The following is a 20,000-nucleotide window of genomic DNA, read 5'->3' as shown; positions in this document are numbered from 1 at the left end:
CACTATGAAACTCCTTACCGACTGGGGCTTTAGCGTCAATAGCTGGCAGGGACAACGGGGCGAATATTGGGTCTTTGCGCAAGCAGCCATCATTGTTAGCTTTATGGTGCTGCCAGTCTATCCCCTTCCCGCACGAACGTTAGCGCTATCAACACTCTACGGATTATGGGCTGCGGCAGGAGTGCTAGGGGTTTTGGCTCTGGTACTGATGGCAAAAGGGTTGCTTGACCTGGGTCGCAGTCTTACGCCATTACCACATCCACGCGATGATGCCCAACTCGTGCAATCGGGCGTTTATAGTCTGGTGCGGCATCCACTCTACAGCGGCTTGATTGTCGCAGCGCTTAGTTGGGCACTCTATCAAAGAAGCCTCAGTCATCTGGCTGGCGCGATCGTCATCTTCGTTTTCTTTAACGCTAAAGCGACCCTCGAAGAAACCTGGCTGAGGCAAAAATACCCTGAGTATGGTGCTTATCAGCAGCGCGTCAAAAAGCTCATTCCCTGGTTGTACTAAGCAGTTTTACCTAAGTAGTGAGCCTTTCGTTCACTTATATGGTGAGCTTTTCGCTTAAAACAATTTAATCTCACTAAGATTCTATAAATGACCAGGAATGGCATTAAACAAGTACGAAGAAAGTTGCAGACAAGAGCACGCCTTGACCATATGAGAGCGAACCGATTACAGCACCAGTGCCGTTTTCTGTAAGGCAAGCAGCACTGGGAAACTGGCAACTATTCGCTCTACAAACACGCTAAACTATCGCAATCACGCCCCTTAATCACTGAGCCGTTATGGAGTTATGACTATAGTTCTGATCGTAGACGATAGCCCCACTGTGCGGGAAATGGTCTCAGAGCAATTTCGCAAAAGCGGCTTCAGTGTTATTGAGGCAGTGGATGGTGCAGAAGCCGTTGAAAAGATTACAGCAAAAACTCCTGACGTAGTAGTGACTGATATTGTCATGCCGCGCAAAAACGGCTACGAACTCTGTCGCTGGATTAAAAATGATCCTAAAACGAAGCATATTCCTGTAATCATGTGCACCAGTAAAAGTGAAGAATTTGATGTGTACTGGGGCATGAAGCAAGGCGCAGATGCCTACGTCACAAAACCCTACCATCCACCCGATTTGCTGGCTGCTGTGAAAAAACTGCTGCAACAGACGAAGGGGTGAGCGGTCTTTCAAGGCATCTTAAGAGCCATGCAAGTGATCGAGATTACTCGCCTTTCAAAGATTGAATTGGGATTAATCGATCATCTCGTTGAGGAAAGCTTGTCTCAAGAGCTTCAGTTTTTTGAACGATTGATTCGAGAATACCGTAGTGGCTTGAATTGCTTTGATCAGCCAGATGAAATCTTACTGAAAGCATCCGTACAAGGTGCGGTCATAGGTATTAGCGGATTGAATCGAGAGCCCCATTTAAATGACCCTTACATTGGGCGATTGCGGCATTTGTTATGTTGAGTCAGGCTGGCGAAAGCAGGGAGTTGGTCGATTCGCTTGTCCATCAGATTATTCACGGAGCCAAGCAGCACTATCACCTATTGACGCTGCGAACTGATACTCTAGCAGTCGCTCAGTTCTATCAGTCATTAGGTTTCAGAACTCATCCGCACTGGGAGCATACGACCCATCATTTGCAGTTGAGTGCGGCGACATATCATCCTTGAGCTTTCTGCTAGGCGACGTATGGTCGAGGGAAGCTAGAAAGTTCCCTGGTCTACGCATTTAACTGTTCGCTGCGTTCTAAGCGATGGATCTAACTGCTAAGAACTTTAAGGCTTGTTAAGCTGAGAGGGTGCCCTTAGTGCAAGCTTGAGCTATGAACCGCACGATCGTCTGGTTTCGTCGGGATTTCCGTGTCGCGGATCATGCGCCACTGTATCGTGCGGCATTGCGGGGTGAGGTCATTCCCGTGTTTGTGTTTGATCGTGCCCTCCTACATCATCCCGAAACAGGTTCAGCGCGGGTTGCATTTATGCTAGAGTGCTTGCGATCGCTGGATCAAGACTTGCGCGATCGCGGTGGGCGCTTGATTTTGCGATCGGGCGATCCAGTAGAGGTACTACCGCAACTGATCCGCGAAACTCAGGCAGACGGTATCTATGCCCACATCGACTTTGAGCGGATCTATGGTCGGGTGCGAGATGCCCGCTTGAACAACGCTTTAGCGCAAGAAAACCTCAAAATTCGCTGGTTTGAGCCGCTTGCTACAACGCCCGACCTGATTCCCTACCCTGACTATCGGGACTTGTGGTACGCTGACATGAACGCGGCTATGGTGCCCACACCTGGTCACATCCATGTACCAACCGATGTCATTAGCGAACCCCTACCGACGCTTACCGACGTAGGGCATTTGCCCGATGCCAAGCAAATTCCGCCTGCTGGCACTCAGGCAGCACGAAACTTCTTGCAGGAATTTCTGCGTGAGAAGGCAGATCGCTACTACTGGCAGCTTTCCTATCCCAGCGCCGAAGCGACTACAGGTTTGAGTCCATACCTCAAATTTGGTGCGATTTCTGTGCGGGAATGTTACCAGATGGCGCAGCAGCTCAAAGCTTCGCCTGACATGCGGGTGCAGCGGAGCCGTAAGCAGTTGATCGCCCGGTTGCGTTGGGGCAATGGATTTGCCCAACGGTTTCGCTACCTGCCGCAGCTAGAGTTGCGATCGCTCTACAACATTTTTGATGATGATGGCTGGGCGTTTGACGAAACGCTTTACCGCGCGTGGCAGCAAGGCGAAACGGGCTTTCCGATCGTCGATGCAGCAGCGCGGTGTCTCCAGGCAACTGGCGGCTGGAAAGAACTCAACTTTCGCATCCGTGCTCTTTACTCCAGCTTTTTGAGCAATCTGCTGGGAATGGACTGGCGTTACGGCGCACTGCACTTCATGCGTCACCTGATTGATGGTGATTGCCCGATCGACCATTATCAGTGGGCAATGCAATCGGGTGTTACGCATTGCGTTGATAAAACCTGGACGCGCATTTATAACCCTGGGCAAGTGGCGGTCGATCGCTGTGATCCAGACGGCATTTTCATCAAGCGCTGGCTACCAGAACTGAAGCACCTGCCGCCCGCAAGTCTCGGTTCACCGCTGCCAATGAAGGGCTATCCGACTCCCATCCTCGATTACAAACAGGCTCGAAAGCAACGAGTCCAGCAGCTAGAGCAACAGCGTCAACAATTTTTGGGACTGGAAAACGTCGTACCACACCTATCGCGCTTGCCAGCTAGTCTCCTGCCCTTTGGAGCAGAACGCTTTGATACTGAAGTAAGTTGGGCGACGGCTTCGGATCATAGCCTCTTCCCGCCGCCGCTCGATCTAGATGCGATCGACCCCCATCAAGCACAAGCACTACGCACCTGGTTTGTGGCTCACGCAGAGGTCAAACCTCGTAAAGCATCCCGTCGTAAACCCAAACCGGAACCTGGCGATCTCCAACTCAGTTTGCTGTAAGACAAGCATTAATAACAGAGATGATAAGCAGCAAAGGGCTTTCATACCCTGACGCGATCCTGCGCCTGCCGCTCTATCAGCTTGTTAGACTGTTAGCAAAACTCTAAACCTCTTCATTTCAACCTGATTCTTGTTGCCTCTTTAAATCGCTCAAGAGGAACTCCAAGCTGTTTGACAAATCGCTGTCTATCCTGGCATATTTTTGAGAACCCCGCTTTAAAGTCTCTTCTGCTCTTGGATGATTAATCGCTACCAGCTCATGGTAAGCACCAATAAGTTCTTCCTTGGATAATTCAGATTCTTGGGCGTTAAGTAGCAGTTCAACTGACCTCTTTCGTCCTGGTCGATACTTGAGGTTGATCATACTTGTATTGCTGAGACGAATACTTAAATAATCTTCTCCATAAATATTTTTTGCTATATGGTAAGCTCCTGACTCCCAGCATTCTGCAACTGCAAGCATCATGTTTGTTAGATTTGGAAAAACTTCTGACTTCCACACATCGTCACTACAAAAATATTCACTTTTATCCAGAATAGGTGAGTGTTTCTGAGGTTTTAGGGACGTAGGAATAACATAAAAGTTTGAATCTTCTTTAAAGATAGGAAGCCAGCAAGGGTCGTATAGTTTTTGCCAAGGTAAATCGTCTTCACTAAACTCCTTTGCCAGTTCAATTTGGCATTTATATTCCTTTAAAGCATCTTCCAAAGATAGAAGCCGATAGTATGGCGCGAATTCATCCGGATAAGCTCCTGCTTGACCATTGCGCCATTGATACAGTTCGATCAGTTCAGTAGGTAATAGATATGGAAAATCTTCAAGTTTTGATGTGATTTCTTCGTATGACAAACCGGGCTGCAAAGATCGAGCGATGTCAGTCATTATTGGATGGCTACTTTCTAAAAAAGCAACAATTCTATTCAGAGTTTCCACTAAAAGAGACATATGCGAAAAGTAAGGGTACTCTTAAGCTCAAAATGAGGTGGTTTGGTAACCTCTATGTCAGGTTTGAGGCTTTTTCATCGCTTTGTTTCTGAGGCAGCAGGTAAATTACACCTGAAACCAGGGTGAGCGCTACAGAGAGCCAGAAAGCAACGAGGGCCGGAAGCTGCCAAGTCTCAGCCAGTGGTGCAATGAGTAGTGCGATCGCACCAATTTGGCTCACTGTTTTCAACTTGCCCCATAGGTTTGCGCCCTGAATAGCTGTACTGCCCTGAAGGCTGGGATTAACGCGCCAGCCAGCGATCGTCAACTCACGTGCCAAAATTAAAAACACGCCCCAAGCAGGCACCTGACCCAATTCAATCAAAGCTAGCAATGGTGCTAATACCAGCAACTTATCTACTAATGGGTCGAGGAACTTGCCCAGTTCTGTCACCTGATTGAGCTTGCGAGCCAGATAGCCGTCTACCCAATCAGTGCCCGCTGCCACTAAAAAAACAACCAGCATGAACCAACGCCCCTCGATCGTTGGGGTCCGTAAACCGTAGAGCAGTAATGGCACTGCCAGCAAACGAGAAACTGTGATCCAGGTTGGCAGGTTCATCTTGAACTAACTTGATCTTGAACTAACATCATCTTGGACTATAGCGATCGCCATAAGGGTTAGGACATTGAGATCAAAGGGCGCAGGAGGCGTTGCCTCAAAGGTTTCACCTTGCACGTCATCCTAACGAATCTAACTACTGCCATAACGTCTAACCTACAACGTCCACAGTCTAAACTCAGCGCAAAAAAGAGGACAGCCTCTTAGAGACTGTCCTAATCGTTCATGTTCTCAGGAGCAATGGCAGTTGAAAGACCTAGCAGATATCCCTAGCAGATGATCATGGTGTTAAACCGTAGCCGTTACATCAAACCAATAACTTGTTGCAGCAGCGCTCTAGCTTATTTCGTTCTTAGCAGGCACCTTTCTTATCCAGAACAACAAGGATAGTTTTTGCAATCAAATGTAGGTCGTAAGCGATCGACCACTTGCGCTGGTACTCGACATCCATTTTCACAATGTCTTCAAAATCGATCACAGTTGATCGACCATTTGCTTGCCACTCACCTGTGATGCCAGGTTTGACGTTAAGACGCTCCCAATGATGTTTCTCGTAACGAATAACTTCATCGACTGTAGGCGGACGAGTGCCAACTAAGCTCATGTGCCCTAGCAGCACATTCCAGAATTGCGGCAGTTCGTCAAGGCTGGTGCGGCGTAGGAAGCGACCAATACGGGTGATGCGAGGGTCATTCTTATTCTTAAAGATGCCACCTTTAGCTTCATTGTTGACGAGATGCTTCAGCTTGTCTGCATCCATCACCATCGAGCGGAACTTCCAGATGCGGAAGGGTTTGCCTTTTAAACCGCAGCGAATTTGACTGTAAAAGATGGGACCAGGGTCATCGCATTGCACTGCGATCGCCACTGGAATAGCAACCATTGCGGTGATTGCCAGCCCGACTAGGGCACCAACAATATCAACTAAACGCTTGGCTTTGCTGGTAACGGATGGATGAATTGTACGAACACATTCCTGAGGAGGAACGCTGGTAGCCTGACCCGCTTCTTTGTCACGCTTAATGAGAGCGATTCGGAGAGCAGTTGGAATGTCAGAAGTAATCATCACGTTCGTAATTGGCTTTACTAGGTTTCTCTTTGCCTTCCACTAAAGATACGCAACTTCACCTAGCGTTGCCCAGTGTCTATAAGTACGTTTGCTCAATCTTTATAACTCCTACTGAGTAGTATGAAGTTTCAGTGTTTTTCTCTAGGAAAGTTAATTTAAATGACACCTGCAAACCAGAGCTTTTACTGAGGCTTAATGAATGGGCGATGCGTTGTCAGGGCTGAACGGAAGGAAGTATGAGCCTTTTGCCAAGTTGAGTAGCGACAGCAGCAGCGCCATGACGATTCAGGTGGCTGGGGTCTGTGAAATAAGCGTTTTGATACAGCCATCGTTGACTTAGATCGTGAACGGTCAACGGTTGCGATCGAGCAAACTGCTGCAAATAGGTACGAAACTGCTGTTCGTTCGCAGTACGCGTCTCGTCTAAATAAATTTGCGTCAGGGGCAGATTAACAAAAACGATCGAGATCTGGCGAGCTTTGGCAAACATGACAACGTTGTTAAGTGCCTGCGTCTGCTTACCATTGAGCGTGAAGTCTCGATAGTCGCCATCGTATGCGCCTTGGACTTTAGGATAGCGTTGAAAATACTCATCAGGTTTGAACTGATTTGATAGCGGCTGAAAGCCAGTCGTCTCTTGAACATCGACTATCCGTTCCTCTGGCTTAACGAGAGCTTCAGGCTGACTGAGCGCTCTTAACGGTTCCCAACACCACAGGCGTTGTTGGTACGCTGGAGCGAAAGACGGCACAACATTGAAAGACTTGAGCGGACTAAGCGCGTCACGGGTCGAACGTTGCAATGGCAGGGCAATGCAGAGCGGCTCCCTCTGAAGCAATGGAGGCATTAGGACGGGACGAATGCCAGCCGCTAGCAGTTGGTAACCAGGGGAGGCGATCGCCCGGTTGTAGGTGATATCAGCACGACCACTGTTAAAAGCTCGTACACCGTCTGCCCAGAGCAGCAAGCGCGGTAATTGGTCGGGTGCGAGCAGTTTACGTACGATCAGATCAACCAACTGCGCGGTGGCTCCATTCACCCCAAAGTTGAAAATTTTTAGCTTGGGATAACCTCGCTGGGCAAGCGTTTGCTGAAGCACGATTGGGTCAATGCCCTGCAAGGCTCGCGAACTGCCAACAATGAGGATATCGGGTGACCCAGACTGGGCGACAAAGCGAAGATAGCGCTGTAGCTGCTGGTCAAGTTGCTGGCTGTTAAAGGTAGGAAAAGGGGCGATCGACGAACGTGAGGATTGCGAGGGAGCACGGTGCGATCGCGGGGGGCTGGCTACAGGTTGGTCTAAGGCGGGTGCTGCTAGCCGAATGTTTTGCACGCTCGGCGGCTGCTCTTGCTGCAACCCGGCTGTTGCAGGCGTGTTCGCGATCAACTTCTCAGCGCTGCCTACAAAACAAAGACTGCTTGACAGCGATATGCAAAATAAAAGCGGCTGCTTTGTTAGCCATCTCATAGAGCGATCGACAAGGAAAAGTAGTCATGATGATCATACCGTCCTCATCTTTCTAGCCGCATAAAAAATGACCACCCCGTCAAGCAGGATGGTCACAGAATCAACTAAGTCGTTATTGTGCTTTTAAAGTAGCTAACTGTAGCAACCGTACAAAATTGTGAATTGCAAAATTATGGGTTTGCCGGAGAAGGCTGCGGTGCCGTGTCAGAGGGAGCTTCTGTTGTTGGGGGCGTGCTCGCCTCGGGGGCAACGGGCGCGGGGGCAGCAGGAGCAGGGGCAGCTGGGGCTGGGGCTGGAGCAGCAGGAGCGGGGGCAGCTGGGGCAGCGCGTTCGGGAACAGCAATATTCACATTAGGCGGTGCAGGGTTAGGCACTGTGATATTGACATCAGGTGGTTTGGCAGGCGAAGGCTGGGCTGGCGTGACAGTTGTACGTTCGCGCTGAATGATCGTGCGAGTCGGTGTTGCTGTAGGGCGCTGGGTCATGAAGTACGCACCAAAACCAAGTGCTGCCAGCCCGAAAAGCAAGATGCCCAGCATTAAACCTGTAGCAGCACTGTCATTTTCACGAATGGCACGGTTTTGCTCCTTCATTTCAATATTTTGCTCGCGGATAAGCTGGTTATCTAGAGCAACATCACGGCTAGTTCTAACGCGATTAGGATCAGGATCGACGGGATTAGGATTAAAGTTTGACATTTTCTTTTGTTGAACTCATCTTGAAAAGGTGCTTCTAACGTGAACAAAATCTACCTAAAGACTTAGCAAACATAAAGTCTAGTAGTTGTCTAGCACCCATTTTTTGTTCACATTTATTAGCTGTATCCAACCTAGTTTCTTTTTCAAACGAACAAGCTCTACCCATAGAGGTGAGCTTGATTAACCAAAAGGATGAGCTTGTTCTTAATCCTAATTGCCTTACAGTGAACGTGGAAGCGCTTGCAGAGGGTGTTTGAGGCTACAGCGATCGCCCTGCTCTCGCGCCACAATTTTGTCACTGTTGAGTTTTACATTTGCGTTCGTCCTAATTATCAGTATTCAACCAAAACGCTTTCACAGCCTTTAACTTTTCAATCACACATATGCCAGCAATCGCACCTTTGTCCCTCTATGCTTGTTACCCAACAACCCATACTGAAGCGGTTCTGGTATCCAGTCATGCCCATAGCAGATCTGGCAGTGACACCACAATCCTTCCAACTCTTAGGAGAACCCCTGGCACTATGGCTGAATGGAGTTGGCAAGCCTGCAGCGGTACGCGATCGTTGCTGCCATCGTTCGGCACGGCTATCACTAGGCGTAGTGGTTAATGATGCGATTCGCTGTCCTTATCATGGCTGGTCGTTTGATGCAGAGGGCACTTGTACAAACGTACCGCAGCTTAGCAATGGCACTATCCCAAAAACCTATCGGGTGGATGCCTTTCGTTGTCAAGAGCGCTACGGCTATGTCTGGGTTTGTCTAGAGGAGCCGCTGATGGCGATTCCTAACATTCCTGAAGCAACAGATCCGCAGTTTCGTCAAATTCCCGAATTCTACGAGACGTGGCACTGTGCCGGACTGCGCCTGATGGAAAACTCCTTTGACAATGCCCATCCTCACTTTGTTCATGCAAAGACGTTTGGTGTAGAGCAAGAACCTGTACCACCCCAGCCCGACTCGTTTACAGAAACCGAGTTTGGCTTCCGTATGCGTTACGTGCTGCCTGTTTTCAACAGTGACCTACAGAAGCAAAATTTGCAGATGGAGGCAGGTAGAACCGTGCGAATTAGCGAAGGCACATGGTTTATGCCGTTCATCCGCACGCTCAAGATTACCTATCCGAATGGCTTGATTCATCTAATTTTTACTGCTGCGACACCGATCGACGATTGCTCCTCGCAAATCGTCCAGTTCTGCCTGCGAAATGATACGGAGGAGGCTGTCACCGCTGAAAGTGTCGTAGCCTTCGATCGTGCTGTTACGCTAGAAGACCGCATGATTCTGGAAGGAACCGATTATGACGTACCTTTGAGCCTTAGCGCCGAACAGCACATGGCAACGGATAAACCAGGCATTGTGATGCGACGGAAGCTAGCAGCGTTGGTCAGGAATATGGGGAATAAGGAGTAAGGCTATTTTGGTATGAAAAGATAGAAAGTGTTTGCTGATTTTGGTGGATAAAACTATAATTAGGAAGTTGAGCTTCTACTTCAATAGACATTATTGTGTTTACAAGTACCCTTCTTCCTCCCAGGACTGAACTGCCGAGTGATTTGTTTGGAGCGATCGCTGATCTGAAGCGTGAACTCAATGCCGTCATCCTGGCGCACTACTACCAAGATAATGATATTCAGGATATTGCCGATTATCTGGGCGATTCGCTGGGTTTATCGCAGCAGGCAGCCCAGACCGATGCGGATGTGATTGTCTTCGCTGGCGTCCATTTCATGGCAGAAACCGCGAAGATTCTCAACCCAAACAAGCTTGTGCTGCTGCCAGATTTGGAGGCGGGCTGTTCTTTAGCAGATAGTTGCCCACCCGACGCCTTTGCTGCCTTTAAAGCAAAATATCCTGACCATTTGGTAATTTCCTACATAAATTGCACTGCCGACATCAAGGCAATGAGTGACATTATTTGCACCAGCGCCAATGCAGTGAAGCTTGTGAATCAGATTCCAGTTGATCAGCCAATTATCTTTGCACCCGATCGTAATCTCGGCAAATACGTCATGGAGCAAACGGGACGAGAGATGGTGCTGTGGCAGGGGAGTTGCATGGTACACGAAACCTTTTCTGAGAAAAAGATGGTGCAGTTGCAAATCCAGCATCCCGAAGCAGAAGCGATCGCCCATCCCGAATGTGAACCTGCCGTTCTACGCCATGCTAGCTACATTGGTTCGACCACTGCTTTGCTCAACTACATCCAGCAAAGCACCAGCCAAAGCTTCATCGTTGCTACCGAACCCGGCATTATTCACCAAATGGAAAAGGTTGCTCCCCACAAGCGGTTCATTCCGGCTCCCCCCATCAACAACTGCGCTTGCAACGAATGTCCCCATATGCGTTTGAACACGCTGGAAAAACTCTACCTTTGCATGAAGCACCAGACCCCTGAAATTACGCTACCTGAAGCAACGCAACAAGCAGCACTGAAGCCGATTCAGCGCATGTTGGAGATGAGCGCTTGAGGAGAAGGCTAAAGGCTAAAGGCTAAAACAGAAGTCAGAAGCCAGAATTCACTCAAAATTTTTATACTTCATCCTTTAGCCTTCGCTTCAAACCACCCTTCCCTGCCGAATACACTCTGCGTACCAGTGAAAGCTCGCTTTAGGGATGCGCTTTTGGGTGGGATAGTCGACATAGGTAATGCCGAAGCGGCGATCGTAGCCCCATGCCCATTCAAAGTTGTCTAGCAAACTCCAAACAAAATAGCCGTGCAGAGGATAGCCGTCCGCGACAGCACGATGCGCTGCTTTGAGATACTGCCGCAGATACGCAATCCGCTCTAGATCAACAACTTCGCCCTGCGCGTTCACCGTATCTTGAGCAGCGCAGCCATTTTCGGTAATAAACAGCGGCAAAGCGGGCTTCTCTAGCGTATCGCTGATGTGCCGCACCCCCCAGTACAGTGCTTCTGGTAGCATCCAGAGCCAGGGCATATTGAGGCGAGGATAGCTGTCACGAAAATCAAGACATTCGTAGCCATTAGGATTGTCGGCGGCTTTAACATACGTACCCGTGTAGATGTTTAGTCCCAGAGCATCAAGGGGTTGGTGGATAGTTTCTAAATCACCTGCCTTAATCTCTGGCGCATCCCATCCCAGTTGTTCCAATAGCACTGGACTGTAGGCACCCGTCAGCACAGGATACAGAATGCCGCCATTTGCCCAACAGGTCGGAAAGGCTTTTTGTGCCGCAACAACGTGTTCTGGCGACTCGGCGATCGGCACGGTTACGGCTGGATTATCCACTAGGGCAACAGAACATGGCACGGGCGATGCCGCTCGAATAGCCTGACAACCCAGCCCATGCGCCAGAATGGCATGATGGCAGGTCTGCCAGATGTCTTTACGACGTTTGACTCGTGTACCAGGAGCATGGGGCGGGTCGGCATTTACCGCATAGCCCAGGTGGGTAAAACACGAAATTTCATTAATAGTCATCCAGTTGGTGATGCGATCGCCCAACCGGCTCACTACTGCGGTGACATAATCTGCATAGTCCTGCGCCATCTCCCGACTGCGCCACGAGCCATAGCGTTTTTCTAGCGCCTGGGGGCTATCCCAATGAAACAGTGTAGCGTGAGGGGTAATGCCATGTTCACGCAAGCAATCCACTAGACGGCTGTAGAAGTCAACGCCTGCCTCATTCACGTCTCCGCGTCCATCAGGTATAATCCGCGTCCAGGCAATGCTAAAGCGATAATGCTTGATGCCCAGTGCTGCCATGAGCTTCACATCGGTTTCGTAACGGTGATAGTGATCGCAGGCAACGGCACCTGTATCCCCATTCAGCGTTCGTCCTGGCTTGGCACTAAAGGTATCCCATACGCTCGGCTTGCGCCCATCCTCTGTCGCGGCACCTTCAATCTGATAAGACGCGGTAGCAGCCCCCCAGAGGAAGCTGTCAGGAAACTGGTAGCTGGTCATCGATTCGCCTGAATGCTGCTCTCAATACTCTAATTGTTAACAGCCCCCAAGCGTGAGCGCGATCGTGAAGAGAACATTCAACACGTTTGCTTCAGCATTAAGACAAGCAACAACGCTGCTCTTTAAGCAGAAGCGGCTCCTTTGGTTGCAGAGGCACGCAGTTGCCCACAGGCTGCATCTGCGGCTAGACCACGAGACTGCCGGACGCTGACTACAATGTGCTTGGCTTTGAGAGCATTAACGAAGGTTTGAATGCGCTGGGGGCTAGGTCGCTGATAGTCAACTTCAGAAATCGGATTGTAGGGAATCAAGTTGACGTGGCTCTGGAAACCGCGCAAATGCTTCGCTAGCTCGATCGCATGTTCTGGGCAGTCATTTAACCCAGCCAGCAGGATGTACTCAAACGTGACGCGCCGCCCGGTTAGCTGGACGTACTCACGACATTCATCGAGCAACGCTTCTAGCGGATATTGCTTGGCACTGGGAATCAGTTTTTCACGCAGCGCTTGATTAGACGCATGGAGGCTGACAGCAAGGGTGGCACGTAGCTGGCTTGTAGCAAGCTTACGAATGCGACCGGGAATGCCCACAGTCGAAACCGTCATGGTGCGTTGCCCAATGCCCACATCCTGGTTCAGGCAGCGCAATGCGGCAACCACATTATCGGTATTTAACAGCGGTTCGCCCATGCCCATAAAGACAACATTACTCACCCGTTGCTGAAAATCTGCCTGCACCGTCAGCACTTGATCCACAATCTCTGCCGTTGTCAGATTGCGAACAAAGCCGCCCTTGCCTGTAGCGCAGAAGTCGCACGCCATCGGACAGCCAACCTGGGAGGAAACACAAACAGTGAGACGGGTAAGGGAGTTTTGAGTTTTGAGGGTTGAGGGTTGAGTTGATTCTGCTTCCTCTGCCCCTTCTGCTACATGCCTCCTGCCTTCTGGCTCCTCCTGATCCCAATTAAATGTTGGAATCCCTACCGTTTCAATGATTTGACCATCTGAGAGACGCAGTAGAAATTTGACGGTGCCATCGGGGGCAGCAGAACGGTGATGGAGGGTCGATCGCCCAATGTCAAGGCCTTCTAGCTCCGATCGCCACTGCTTAGGGAAAACAGAGATATCGGTGAGCGATCGCACCCCTTTCTGATACAGCCATTCATGTAACTGCTTGCCCCGATAGGGTCGCTGCCCCTGCTGCTGCACCCATTCGGTTAACTCAGCCAGAGACTTGCCTAATAATGGCAATGCTGTTTGTAGCGATGATGTTTGTAAGGAGAGAGACATGAGACGTGCCAAAAAGTTGGAGTTTTAAGTGATGAGTTTTAAGTTTGCTTTCCCTAGATCACTCATGACCTAACCCTAACAAAATCTAGAGGACGGCTGCTCTGAGCCGAGCGATCGGTAGGCACGTCAACTTACGGAAGCCCGGCACATACGCCCGATAGCGGAACACGTCGTAATTATTACGTTCAATTTCGTCCAGAATGCCGCTATAGAGCATGAGTGCAGCCCAAACGGGAAAGCGAGCATCCCGGCTAAGTGAGCGAATACCACGTTCGGCAGAGACGAAAAACTTACGGGCACGCTGAATCTGAAACCGCATCAGTTCGCGCCAGCGTTCATCCACTACACCATTGAATAAGTCTTCCTCAGTGTAGCCAAATAGGGCTAGTTCATCCAAAGGGATATAAATTCTGCCGCGGCTAGCATCTTCGCCGACATCGCGCAAAATATTGGTCAGTTGATTGGCAATACCAAGAGCAACGGCTTCAGACGTTGGGTCATCTTGAACCGTGCCATAGAGATCCCAGGGAGTGGTGCGTGGCATCGTATCAATACCCATTACTGGGGTCGTCATCAAACCCACCGTACCTGCAACGCGGTAGCAATAAAGCTCAAGCTGCTCAAACGTTTCGTAGCGCGATCGATGCAAGTCCATCCGCTGACCCGCAATCATGTCGCGAAACGGTTGGATGTCGATTGGAAAGCGCTCCAGTGTGTCTACTAACGCTACATCTGGATCTTCCACTGGATGACCGTCAAACACTGCCTCTAATTGCTTTTCCCACTCATCCAACGTTTCAGACGTGGTTAGACTTGCACGCGGACCATCTACCAGTTCATCGGTACGACGGCACCAGACGTAAATTGCCCAGATTGCTCGACGCTTCGCCTCTGGCATCAACATCGTGCCCAGATAGAAGGTTTTCGAGTACTTTGCCGTGATCTGACGACACAGCTCGTAGGCATCGTCCAGAGAAACCAGAGTCCTCACGCAAGAATAATCAGGCAATTTCAGCATTTCCTTGAGAACGCTTGGCGAACATAGCAGGTGAGCAGGTTCAGGCAGGGAGCGAATCGATCGCAGGGGAGGCAGATAACGTGCTGTTTAGATTGCTCTAAAAGACGCAGCCATTGCCCTAAGCCCCAAGCAGACAGTTTAATGAACCATCAAGCTGTCTGCTTAGTGGAGAAACCAGCTTTAACGAAACGTGTGAGCATTAAACAGCGAATGTTCACACGTTTGCAACTGGTTGGGGCTGATTATTTTTGCTGGCTATGGAATCACCAGTCAACGATTGGCTGTTCACAAGTGCCTGCGCTGTCAGCTTACCAGAAAGTACGGCACCCTCCATACTGCCAAGATAGCGTTGCATTGTGTAACTGCCTGAAAGAAAGAAATTTGCGATGGGTGTTACCTGATCAGGACGGTATGCTTGCCTTCCTGGTGTTGCCGTGTAGACCGATCGCGGCGTCTTGACTACTTTGAATTTTCGTAGTTTGGCAGGGTTCTCCGTCCCAAAATGCTGCGGAAAGAGCCGCTCTAGATCCGTCATGGTTGCGGCAATAATTTCATCATCCGATTTGTCAATCCAATCTTTGGCAGGTGCCAGCACTAGCTCTAGCATGGAGCGATCGGGGTCAGCATACTCTTTGCAGGTGACACTCATATCGGCATAAACGCTCAACAAGTCCGATCGCGAGAAGAGAAGCTGGTCTACATCGGTCAGCTTGCGATCGAACCACAGGTGCAGGTTAATCACAGGTACGCCTTCTAAGCCCTCCAGCTTTTGGAAAAATGCCATCGACTTCCAGGGCGCGGGGGTAAGTACCTTCATCACATCCACAGACATCGCCGAGACGTAAGCATCAGCCGTGATCACTGTATCAGGCGCACCATCCAAGCCACGGATCAGAAACCCACGCACCGTACCATCATCATGAAGCTGAATTTCCTTTAACGGCTTTTGCAGATGTACTTCACCACCACCAGCGGTAATGTAATCAACGATCGGCTGACACAGGCGCTCAGTTGGTGAACCATCCAAAAAGGCAATCTTAGAGCCGTAGCGTTCTTGCAGAAAGCGATTCAGCGCCGTAAGCAAAATAGTGGATGAAACGTCGTCGGGGTTAATAAACGTGAGCGCCTTGCATGCCGCAATAAAAACATCGCTACTCACCTTTTCGCCAATGCCTTGCCGTTGCAGCCACTCCGAAAAGCTGTACTGATCCATGTCTTCGACATACTTTTGACCGCGCACGATCGCAGGAGTCAACCCAATAGCGAACCGGATCTTCTGCTCCCATGTCAGCATGTCGTTGTTGCGAAGGATCGAAACAATGACGTTAAAGGGGGCAGGAATATCAGGCACATCAAAACGAGACAGCACTCCAGGCTTGTCTGGTTGATTAAAGAGGAGCGCGTGCTGCTTCCATTGGAGCCGGTCTTCAATGCCCAGTTCTGCCATTAGTTGCAGCATATTGGGGTATGCCCCAAAAAAGGCGTGGAGCCCTGTTTCGTACCAGTCGCCGTCTTCGTCTTTCCAGGCAGCTACTAGCCCACCCAAAACATCTCGACTCTCCAAAACAATGGGGGTATGTCCCGCATCGATCAGGTACTTGGCACAGGAAAGACCTGCCAGACCTGCTCCAGCGATCGCAACTCGCATGTGGCTTCTTTAAACTTCTTCAAGGTTGATTGCTCTCATTATACGTTGCAATCTGTTACATCTCGCTCACATGCACGATTCTTCCATAGAGCAACGTGCGATTCGCGGCTCCAAAGAAAAAGCCCTGGCTACAAGAGCCAGGGGCTATTATCAGGGTGCATCTACCACTCTATTGTTCCTAAACGCTGGAGCAGTATCCGGAAAGAAGAGCGCAACGTTTGATTTTTGAGCGGCGAGATGAAGTGGGCATAGCCTTCAGCCATAAGGACGCAAGCTCTGCCAAAGACAGCTTCTTCTGCTGGATCTTAGCCAGTGCTTCTAACGCGGAAAGCGCGATCGCAGTCTTCTTTTGCGTGTGCTGTCAGTAACGCGTGGTTTCGGCAGGCTCTCCGTGTAAATGGCAACTATAGTGTCCTAGAAAAAGACGATAATAGGAACACTAAAAATAACGAATTGCCACCCAACGCTTAGGGCGGTTTCTGCTTTATATCTTTTGTTCTTTTGTGTGTGCTGTCTTTAACAAGCTCTGTTTGCGTCCCTAGAATCTCAATCAGTTAGAACAGAGTATGTCGATGCGAACTGCAACGCTGCAAGAACGGCTAGACACGTACTACGAGCAAATTCGGACAATCATTTTGATTCGTCAGAACCCCATTACGGGTCTGCTGCCTGCTAGTACGGCTGTTAATGCCCACGGTGACTACACTGATGCCTGGGTGCGTGATAACGTGTACAGCATTCTGGCAGTGTGGGGGCTGGGGTTAGCGTATCGACGGCTAGATGACGATCGTGGGCGCACCTTTGAGCTAGAACATAGCGTTGTCAAGCTAATGCGCGGGCTGCTGTTTGCCATGATGCGGCAAGTACAGAAGGTTGAGCAGTTCAAAGTAACCCAATCGCCACTGGATGCACTGCATGCGAAGTATGACACCCAGACAGGTGCCACCGTTGTGGGTGATGACCAGTGGGGACACTTGCAGCTTGATGCGACCTCAATTTATTTGCTGGTGCTGGCGCAGATGACGGCTTCAGGGCTGCATATTGTGTTCACCACGGATGAGGTCAATTTCGTTCAAAATCTGGTTTATTACATTGGACGCGCCTACCGCACTCCGGATTTTGGCATCTGGGAGCGAGGTAACAAAATTAACCACGGCAACCCAGAACTGAATGCCAGTTCCGTTGGTATGGCAAAAGCGGCGCTAGAGGCAATGAGTGGGCTAAACCTCTTTGGGGTGCATGGCAATCAAAACTCTGTGATTCATGTGCTACCAGACGAAATTGCCCGATCGCGCATTACGCTTGAATCAATGCTACCCAGAGAATCCAGTTCTAAAGAAGTGGATGCGGCATTGTTAAGTGTGATTGGCTTTCCGGCGTTTGCGGTAGATGATGGGGCACTGCGCGATCGCACCCGTAATGACATTATCCAGAAGCTTCAGGGCAAGTACGGCTGCAAGCGCTTTTTGCGCGATGGGCATCAGACAGTGCTAGAAGATACTAGCCGCCTGCACTACGAGCCGTGGGAGCTAAAGCAATTTGAACATATCGAATGCGAATGGCCCCTCTTCTTTACCTACCTGCTGCTGGATGCAGTGTTTCGGGGCGATCGTGACCAAATCCAGGACTATCAGGCGCGGCTACAAGCTGTTTTGGTGGAGCGCGATGGGTTACACCTGCTACCAGAGCTTTATTACGTTCCTGCGAATTGTGTGGAAGCAGAACAAGCTGCACCGCAAAGCCAGAAGCGCCTGCCCAATGAAAACGTTCCTCTTGTCTGGGCGCAAAGCCTGTACTTGTTGGGGCAGCTACTCAGCGAAAATCTCTTGGCTGTTGGCGATATTGATCCACTCGGTCGCCATTTGCACATTCGACAGCAGCGCAAGCCTCAGGTGCAGGTCGCTCTATTAGCAGAAGATGAAGCCCTTCAATCAACGCTGGCAGCATATGGCATTGCGACCCAAACACCAACCCAGGCAGAAGTATTTCAGGTACGAGAAGCGCAGGAGTTGGCAGCCGTTTATACCCAAATTGGGCGCAACGATAAACTTAACCTGAGTGGTCGCCCAGCGCGGCGGTTACGAAGTTTAACTACCTCACGCATTTTTCAGATTCGGGGCGATCGCATTGTCTTTTTGCCCTCCTTGCTGGATAAACAGCAGTTTTATCTGACCCTTGATCCACATTTTCTAGCCACGCAGATTCGCACCGAGTTGGCACATGTTCAGCGCCACTGGAGCCAGCTTGGACGACCCACCATGACCTTACTGCTGGATCAGGAAATGCTCGAGGCGGACGACCCCGAAGCCAGCGATACCATGCCTCTGCTCACGCTGCTGCAAGAACTTAATAGCGGTAACTGCAACGGCGTGCAAGTCAAGTTGGGGCAACTCAACCAACTGATGCTTACTGCCGCCATCGAGCGCATTGACTTTCTGCATGATTTTGATTTCACCCAGTCACCGGTTCAGGATGCACTACCCGAAACCCAATACCTCAACTTTCAGCCCCAGAAGCTAGTGCCACTCAGCATCACGCAAGAGTTCAGGCTGGAATGCGAGACTAACATCACGCTGTTGCTCTCTAGCCTGAAGGAGTCTGCCAACCTTTACGAGCAAATTGAGCTGCTCAGTACGCTGCTGCGGCTAAAGGGGTTTGCGTTTGATACCGGGTTTGGGCAGCCTACCGAAACGGTCACAGTCGGCAACTTGTTGGATGAAGTTTATGTCAAAGCGGGCAGGCTCAAACAGTGGGCGATCGTACGACGGGCTGCCGGACTCTGCAATAAGGTTGACATCAGCCTTGCCGATGCCGTTATCGACATTTTGGTACGCCAGAAGCAAATTGCGGTGGGTCGTGCTTACAGTGAAGCATCGTTGATTACGCGCCCAGCTTCACCGATCGAAGTGATGGAAAAAATCACCGAGTTTTGTCGGGAAGACATTCGCGATCGGATGCTCACCCAAGAAATTCTGGTCTACCTCAGCCTACTGATTAAAGCGCGACCGCCTCTCTTCAACGGGCTGCTGACCCTCAGAGTCGGCTATCTCATTCTGCTGATCACTAGCGAACTGGCATGGGAACTTAGCATTCCTCAGGATGAAGCCTATGAACGCATGATGCAGCTTAGTCCTTACGAAATTCAAACGCGTCTCCAGCATGTGCTAGAAGGCTATCAAAGCTTGGACAAAGCCCTGTTCCGCCAGGAGTCGCTGCCTGTCAACCAACGACAGATGAATATTGAATGGGTAGTGCGATCGGATCAGCAAGAAGAAGATGAGACACAGCCTGCTGTCGAAAACTGGTGGCGCAAACGCCAACTCGATGGGTCTCTCAACCGCGTGCCCAAAAACTTCTACCCAAACGTGTGGAACGTGCTGAAACACTGCAAAGGTTTGGTGATTGGCGACAAGCTCGAACGCCGCAATCGGTTGGATAGCGATGTGCTGCTGTCCGAAACAACGCCAGGCGAGAAAAACTTTGCCCTGCAAGTGGAACATCTGCTCAACAAAATACAGGCTCCTGAATACCGTCAGGTCAATATCGAAGCGCTGATGGAACTGAGCACGATCGCGGAGGGCAACCCCAACCTACTGATCGAAGACTACATTGTTCTGGATGTCTTAGTGGGTCACGCTGTTCGGTTAGCTTGGCTAGAGGAGCATCCCGACCAACACGATCGCTACGACGAACACAAGGCTGGGGCATGGCGATCGTTCTACGCTAGTTCGCCGTACGATTGCGCGAGCTATGTGGCAAAGGCGCTCCGGTTCTTAACGGAGCTGGCTACAACGGCTGAGGCAGGCAGTCGGCAGTAGGAAGCAGGGGCACAACTGTTAGCGATCGCTGTTAGACTTCATGCCCAA

The 20,000-nt window shown here is 50.2% G+C and carries 16 protein-coding genes; 7 read left to right on the top strand and 9 right to left on the bottom strand.

Annotated features, from left to right (window positions below):
* Positions 1–4: 4 nt before the first annotated feature.
* The 4 genes from H6F76_RS05075 (at position 5) to H6F76_RS05060 (ending at position 3,465) form a co-directional block, all read left to right on the top strand.
* On the top strand, positions 5–514 hold the full coding sequence (locus H6F76_RS05075) for an isoprenylcysteine carboxylmethyltransferase family protein (RefSeq protein ID WP_190506451.1): 510 nt from the start codon (positions 5–7) through the stop codon (positions 512–514).
* 286 nt (positions 515–800) lie between these two features.
* Positions 801–1,175 carry a response regulator gene (locus H6F76_RS05070; RefSeq protein ID WP_190449961.1) on the top strand — a complete coding sequence of 125 codons (375 nt, stop codon included), beginning with the start codon at positions 801–803 and terminating at the stop codon, positions 1,173–1,175.
* A 284-nt stretch (positions 1,176–1,459) separates the two neighbouring features.
* Positions 1,460–1,672, top strand: coding sequence for a hypothetical protein (locus H6F76_RS05065; protein ID WP_190506449.1), 213 nt, complete (start codon positions 1,460–1,462; stop codon positions 1,670–1,672).
* A 152-nt stretch (positions 1,673–1,824) separates the two neighbouring features.
* The gene (locus H6F76_RS05060) at positions 1,825–3,465 is read left to right on the top strand and encodes a deoxyribodipyrimidine photo-lyase (protein WP_190506448.1); all 1,641 of its coding nucleotides are present in this window, start codon (positions 1,825–1,827) and stop codon (positions 3,463–3,465) included.
* 118 nt (positions 3,466–3,583) lie between these two features.
* Here H6F76_RS05060 and H6F76_RS05055 read toward each other — a convergent pair whose 3' ends face one another.
* From H6F76_RS05055 to H6F76_RS05035, 5 genes are all read right to left on the bottom strand, one after another.
* Positions 3,584–4,411, bottom strand: a complete 828-nt coding sequence (locus H6F76_RS05055) for an SMI1/KNR4 family protein (RefSeq protein ID WP_190506446.1) — start codon at positions 4,409–4,411, stop codon at positions 3,584–3,586.
* A gap of 52 nt (positions 4,412–4,463) precedes the next feature.
* Positions 4,464–5,012: a CDP-diacylglycerol--glycerol-3-phosphate 3-phosphatidyltransferase gene (gene pgsA, locus H6F76_RS05050; protein ID WP_190506444.1), complete on the bottom strand. Its 549-nt coding sequence runs from the start codon at positions 5,010–5,012 to the stop codon at positions 4,464–4,466.
* 352 nt (positions 5,013–5,364) lie between these two features.
* Positions 5,365–6,078 (bottom strand): sugar transferase, encoded by a 714-nt coding sequence (locus H6F76_RS05045; RefSeq protein WP_190449966.1) that lies wholly within the window; start codon positions 6,076–6,078, stop codon positions 5,365–5,367.
* Between the two features lie 217 nt (positions 6,079–6,295).
* The gene (locus H6F76_RS05040) at positions 6,296–7,468 is read right to left on the bottom strand and encodes a hypothetical protein (RefSeq protein WP_190506443.1); all 1,173 of its coding nucleotides are present in this window, start codon (positions 7,466–7,468) and stop codon (positions 6,296–6,298) included.
* A gap of 251 nt (positions 7,469–7,719) precedes the next feature.
* Entirely contained in the window at positions 7,720–8,247 is a 528-nt protein-coding gene (locus H6F76_RS05035) for a hypothetical protein (protein WP_190506441.1), read from the bottom strand.
* Between the two features lie 411 nt (positions 8,248–8,658).
* On the opposite strand from H6F76_RS05035, the gene H6F76_RS05030 reads away from it, so the two are divergent.
* Together H6F76_RS05030 and nadA are read left to right on the top strand one after the other, a co-directional pair.
* Positions 8,659–9,660, top strand: a complete 1,002-nt coding sequence (locus H6F76_RS05030) for an aromatic ring-hydroxylating dioxygenase subunit alpha (RefSeq protein WP_190506439.1) — start codon at positions 8,659–8,661, stop codon at positions 9,658–9,660.
* Between the two features lie 95 nt (positions 9,661–9,755).
* Positions 9,756–10,718, top strand: coding sequence for a quinolinate synthase NadA (gene nadA, locus H6F76_RS05025; RefSeq protein WP_190506436.1), 963 nt, complete (start codon positions 9,756–9,758; stop codon positions 10,716–10,718).
* A gap of 87 nt (positions 10,719–10,805) precedes the next feature.
* Here nadA and H6F76_RS05020 read toward each other — a convergent pair whose 3' ends face one another.
* From H6F76_RS05020 to pds, 4 genes are all read right to left on the bottom strand, one after another.
* Complete coding sequence (locus H6F76_RS05020; RefSeq protein WP_190506434.1) at positions 10,806–12,179, bottom strand: GH1 family beta-glucosidase; 1,374 nt, start codon at positions 12,177–12,179, stop codon at positions 10,806–10,808.
* 122 nt (positions 12,180–12,301) lie between these two features.
* Positions 12,302–13,468, bottom strand: coding sequence for a 23S rRNA (adenine(2503)-C(2))-methyltransferase RlmN (rlmN, locus tag H6F76_RS05015; protein ID WP_190506432.1), 1,167 nt, complete (start codon positions 13,466–13,468; stop codon positions 12,302–12,304).
* Positions 13,469–13,553: 85 nt separating this feature from the next.
* A complete protein-coding gene (gene crtB / locus H6F76_RS05010) occupies positions 13,554–14,486 on the bottom strand; it encodes a 15-cis-phytoene synthase CrtB (RefSeq protein WP_190506430.1) in 933 nt (310 codons plus the stop codon).
* Positions 14,487–14,700: 214 nt separating this feature from the next.
* Complete coding sequence (gene pds / locus H6F76_RS05005; protein ID WP_190506428.1) at positions 14,701–16,134, bottom strand: 15-cis-phytoene desaturase; 1,434 nt, start codon at positions 16,132–16,134, stop codon at positions 14,701–14,703.
* A gap of 572 nt (positions 16,135–16,706) precedes the next feature.
* Between pds and H6F76_RS05000 the strand changes: the two genes are divergently transcribed.
* Positions 16,707–19,952, top strand: a complete 3,246-nt coding sequence (locus H6F76_RS05000; protein WP_190506526.1) for a glycoside hydrolase family 15 protein — start codon at positions 16,707–16,709, stop codon at positions 19,950–19,952.
* Positions 19,953–20,000: the final 48 nt, after the last annotated feature.

Origin of the sequence: Leptolyngbya sp. FACHB-321, from assembly GCF_014695975.1 — a bacterium.
GTDB lineage: Bacteria > Cyanobacteriota > Cyanobacteriia > Leptolyngbyales > Leptolyngbyaceae > Stenomitos.
This window is presented reverse-complemented; position numbering and strand designations above follow the sequence as displayed.

What these genes read in the sequence shown, in the direction of transcription:
- H6F76_RS05030 (WP_190506439.1), top strand. Translation starts at nt 8,659, where the DNA reads ATGCTTGTTACCCAACAACCCATACTGAAGCGGTTCTGGTATCCAGTC.
- H6F76_RS05055 (WP_190506446.1), bottom strand. Translation starts at nt 4,411, where the DNA reads ATGTCTCTTTTAGTGGAAACTCTGAATAGAATTGTTGCTTTTTTAGAA.
- H6F76_RS05070 (WP_190449961.1), top strand. Translation starts at nt 801, where the DNA reads ATGACTATAGTTCTGATCGTAGACGATAGCCCCACTGTGCGGGAAATG.
- H6F76_RS05065 (WP_190506449.1), top strand. Translation starts at nt 1,460, where the DNA reads ATGTTGAGTCAGGCTGGCGAAAGCAGGGAGTTGGTCGATTCGCTTGTC.
- H6F76_RS05060 (WP_190506448.1), top strand. Translation starts at nt 1,825, where the DNA reads ATGAACCGCACGATCGTCTGGTTTCGTCGGGATTTCCGTGTCGCGGAT.
- rlmN (WP_190506432.1), bottom strand. Translation starts at nt 13,468, where the DNA reads ATGTCTCTCTCCTTACAAACATCATCGCTACAAACAGCATTGCCATTA.
- H6F76_RS05045 (WP_190449966.1), bottom strand. Translation starts at nt 6,078, where the DNA reads ATGATTACTTCTGACATTCCAACTGCTCTCCGAATCGCTCTCATTAAG.
- H6F76_RS05075 (WP_190506451.1), top strand. Translation starts at nt 5, where the DNA reads ATGAAACTCCTTACCGACTGGGGCTTTAGCGTCAATAGCTGGCAGGGA.
- crtB (WP_190506430.1), bottom strand. Translation starts at nt 14,486, where the DNA reads ATGCTGAAATTGCCTGATTATTCTTGCGTGAGGACTCTGGTTTCTCTG.
- H6F76_RS05000 (WP_190506526.1), top strand. Translation starts at nt 16,707, where the DNA reads ATGCGAACTGCAACGCTGCAAGAACGGCTAGACACGTACTACGAGCAA.
- H6F76_RS05035 (WP_190506441.1), bottom strand. Translation starts at nt 8,247, where the DNA reads ATGTCAAACTTTAATCCTAATCCCGTCGATCCTGATCCTAATCGCGTT.
- H6F76_RS05020 (WP_190506434.1), bottom strand. Translation starts at nt 12,179, where the DNA reads ATGACCAGCTACCAGTTTCCTGACAGCTTCCTCTGGGGGGCTGCTACC.
- pds (WP_190506428.1), bottom strand. Translation starts at nt 16,134, where the DNA reads ATGCGAGTTGCGATCGCTGGAGCAGGTCTGGCAGGTCTTTCCTGTGCC.
- pgsA (WP_190506444.1), bottom strand. Translation starts at nt 5,012, where the DNA reads ATGAACCTGCCAACCTGGATCACAGTTTCTCGTTTGCTGGCAGTGCCA.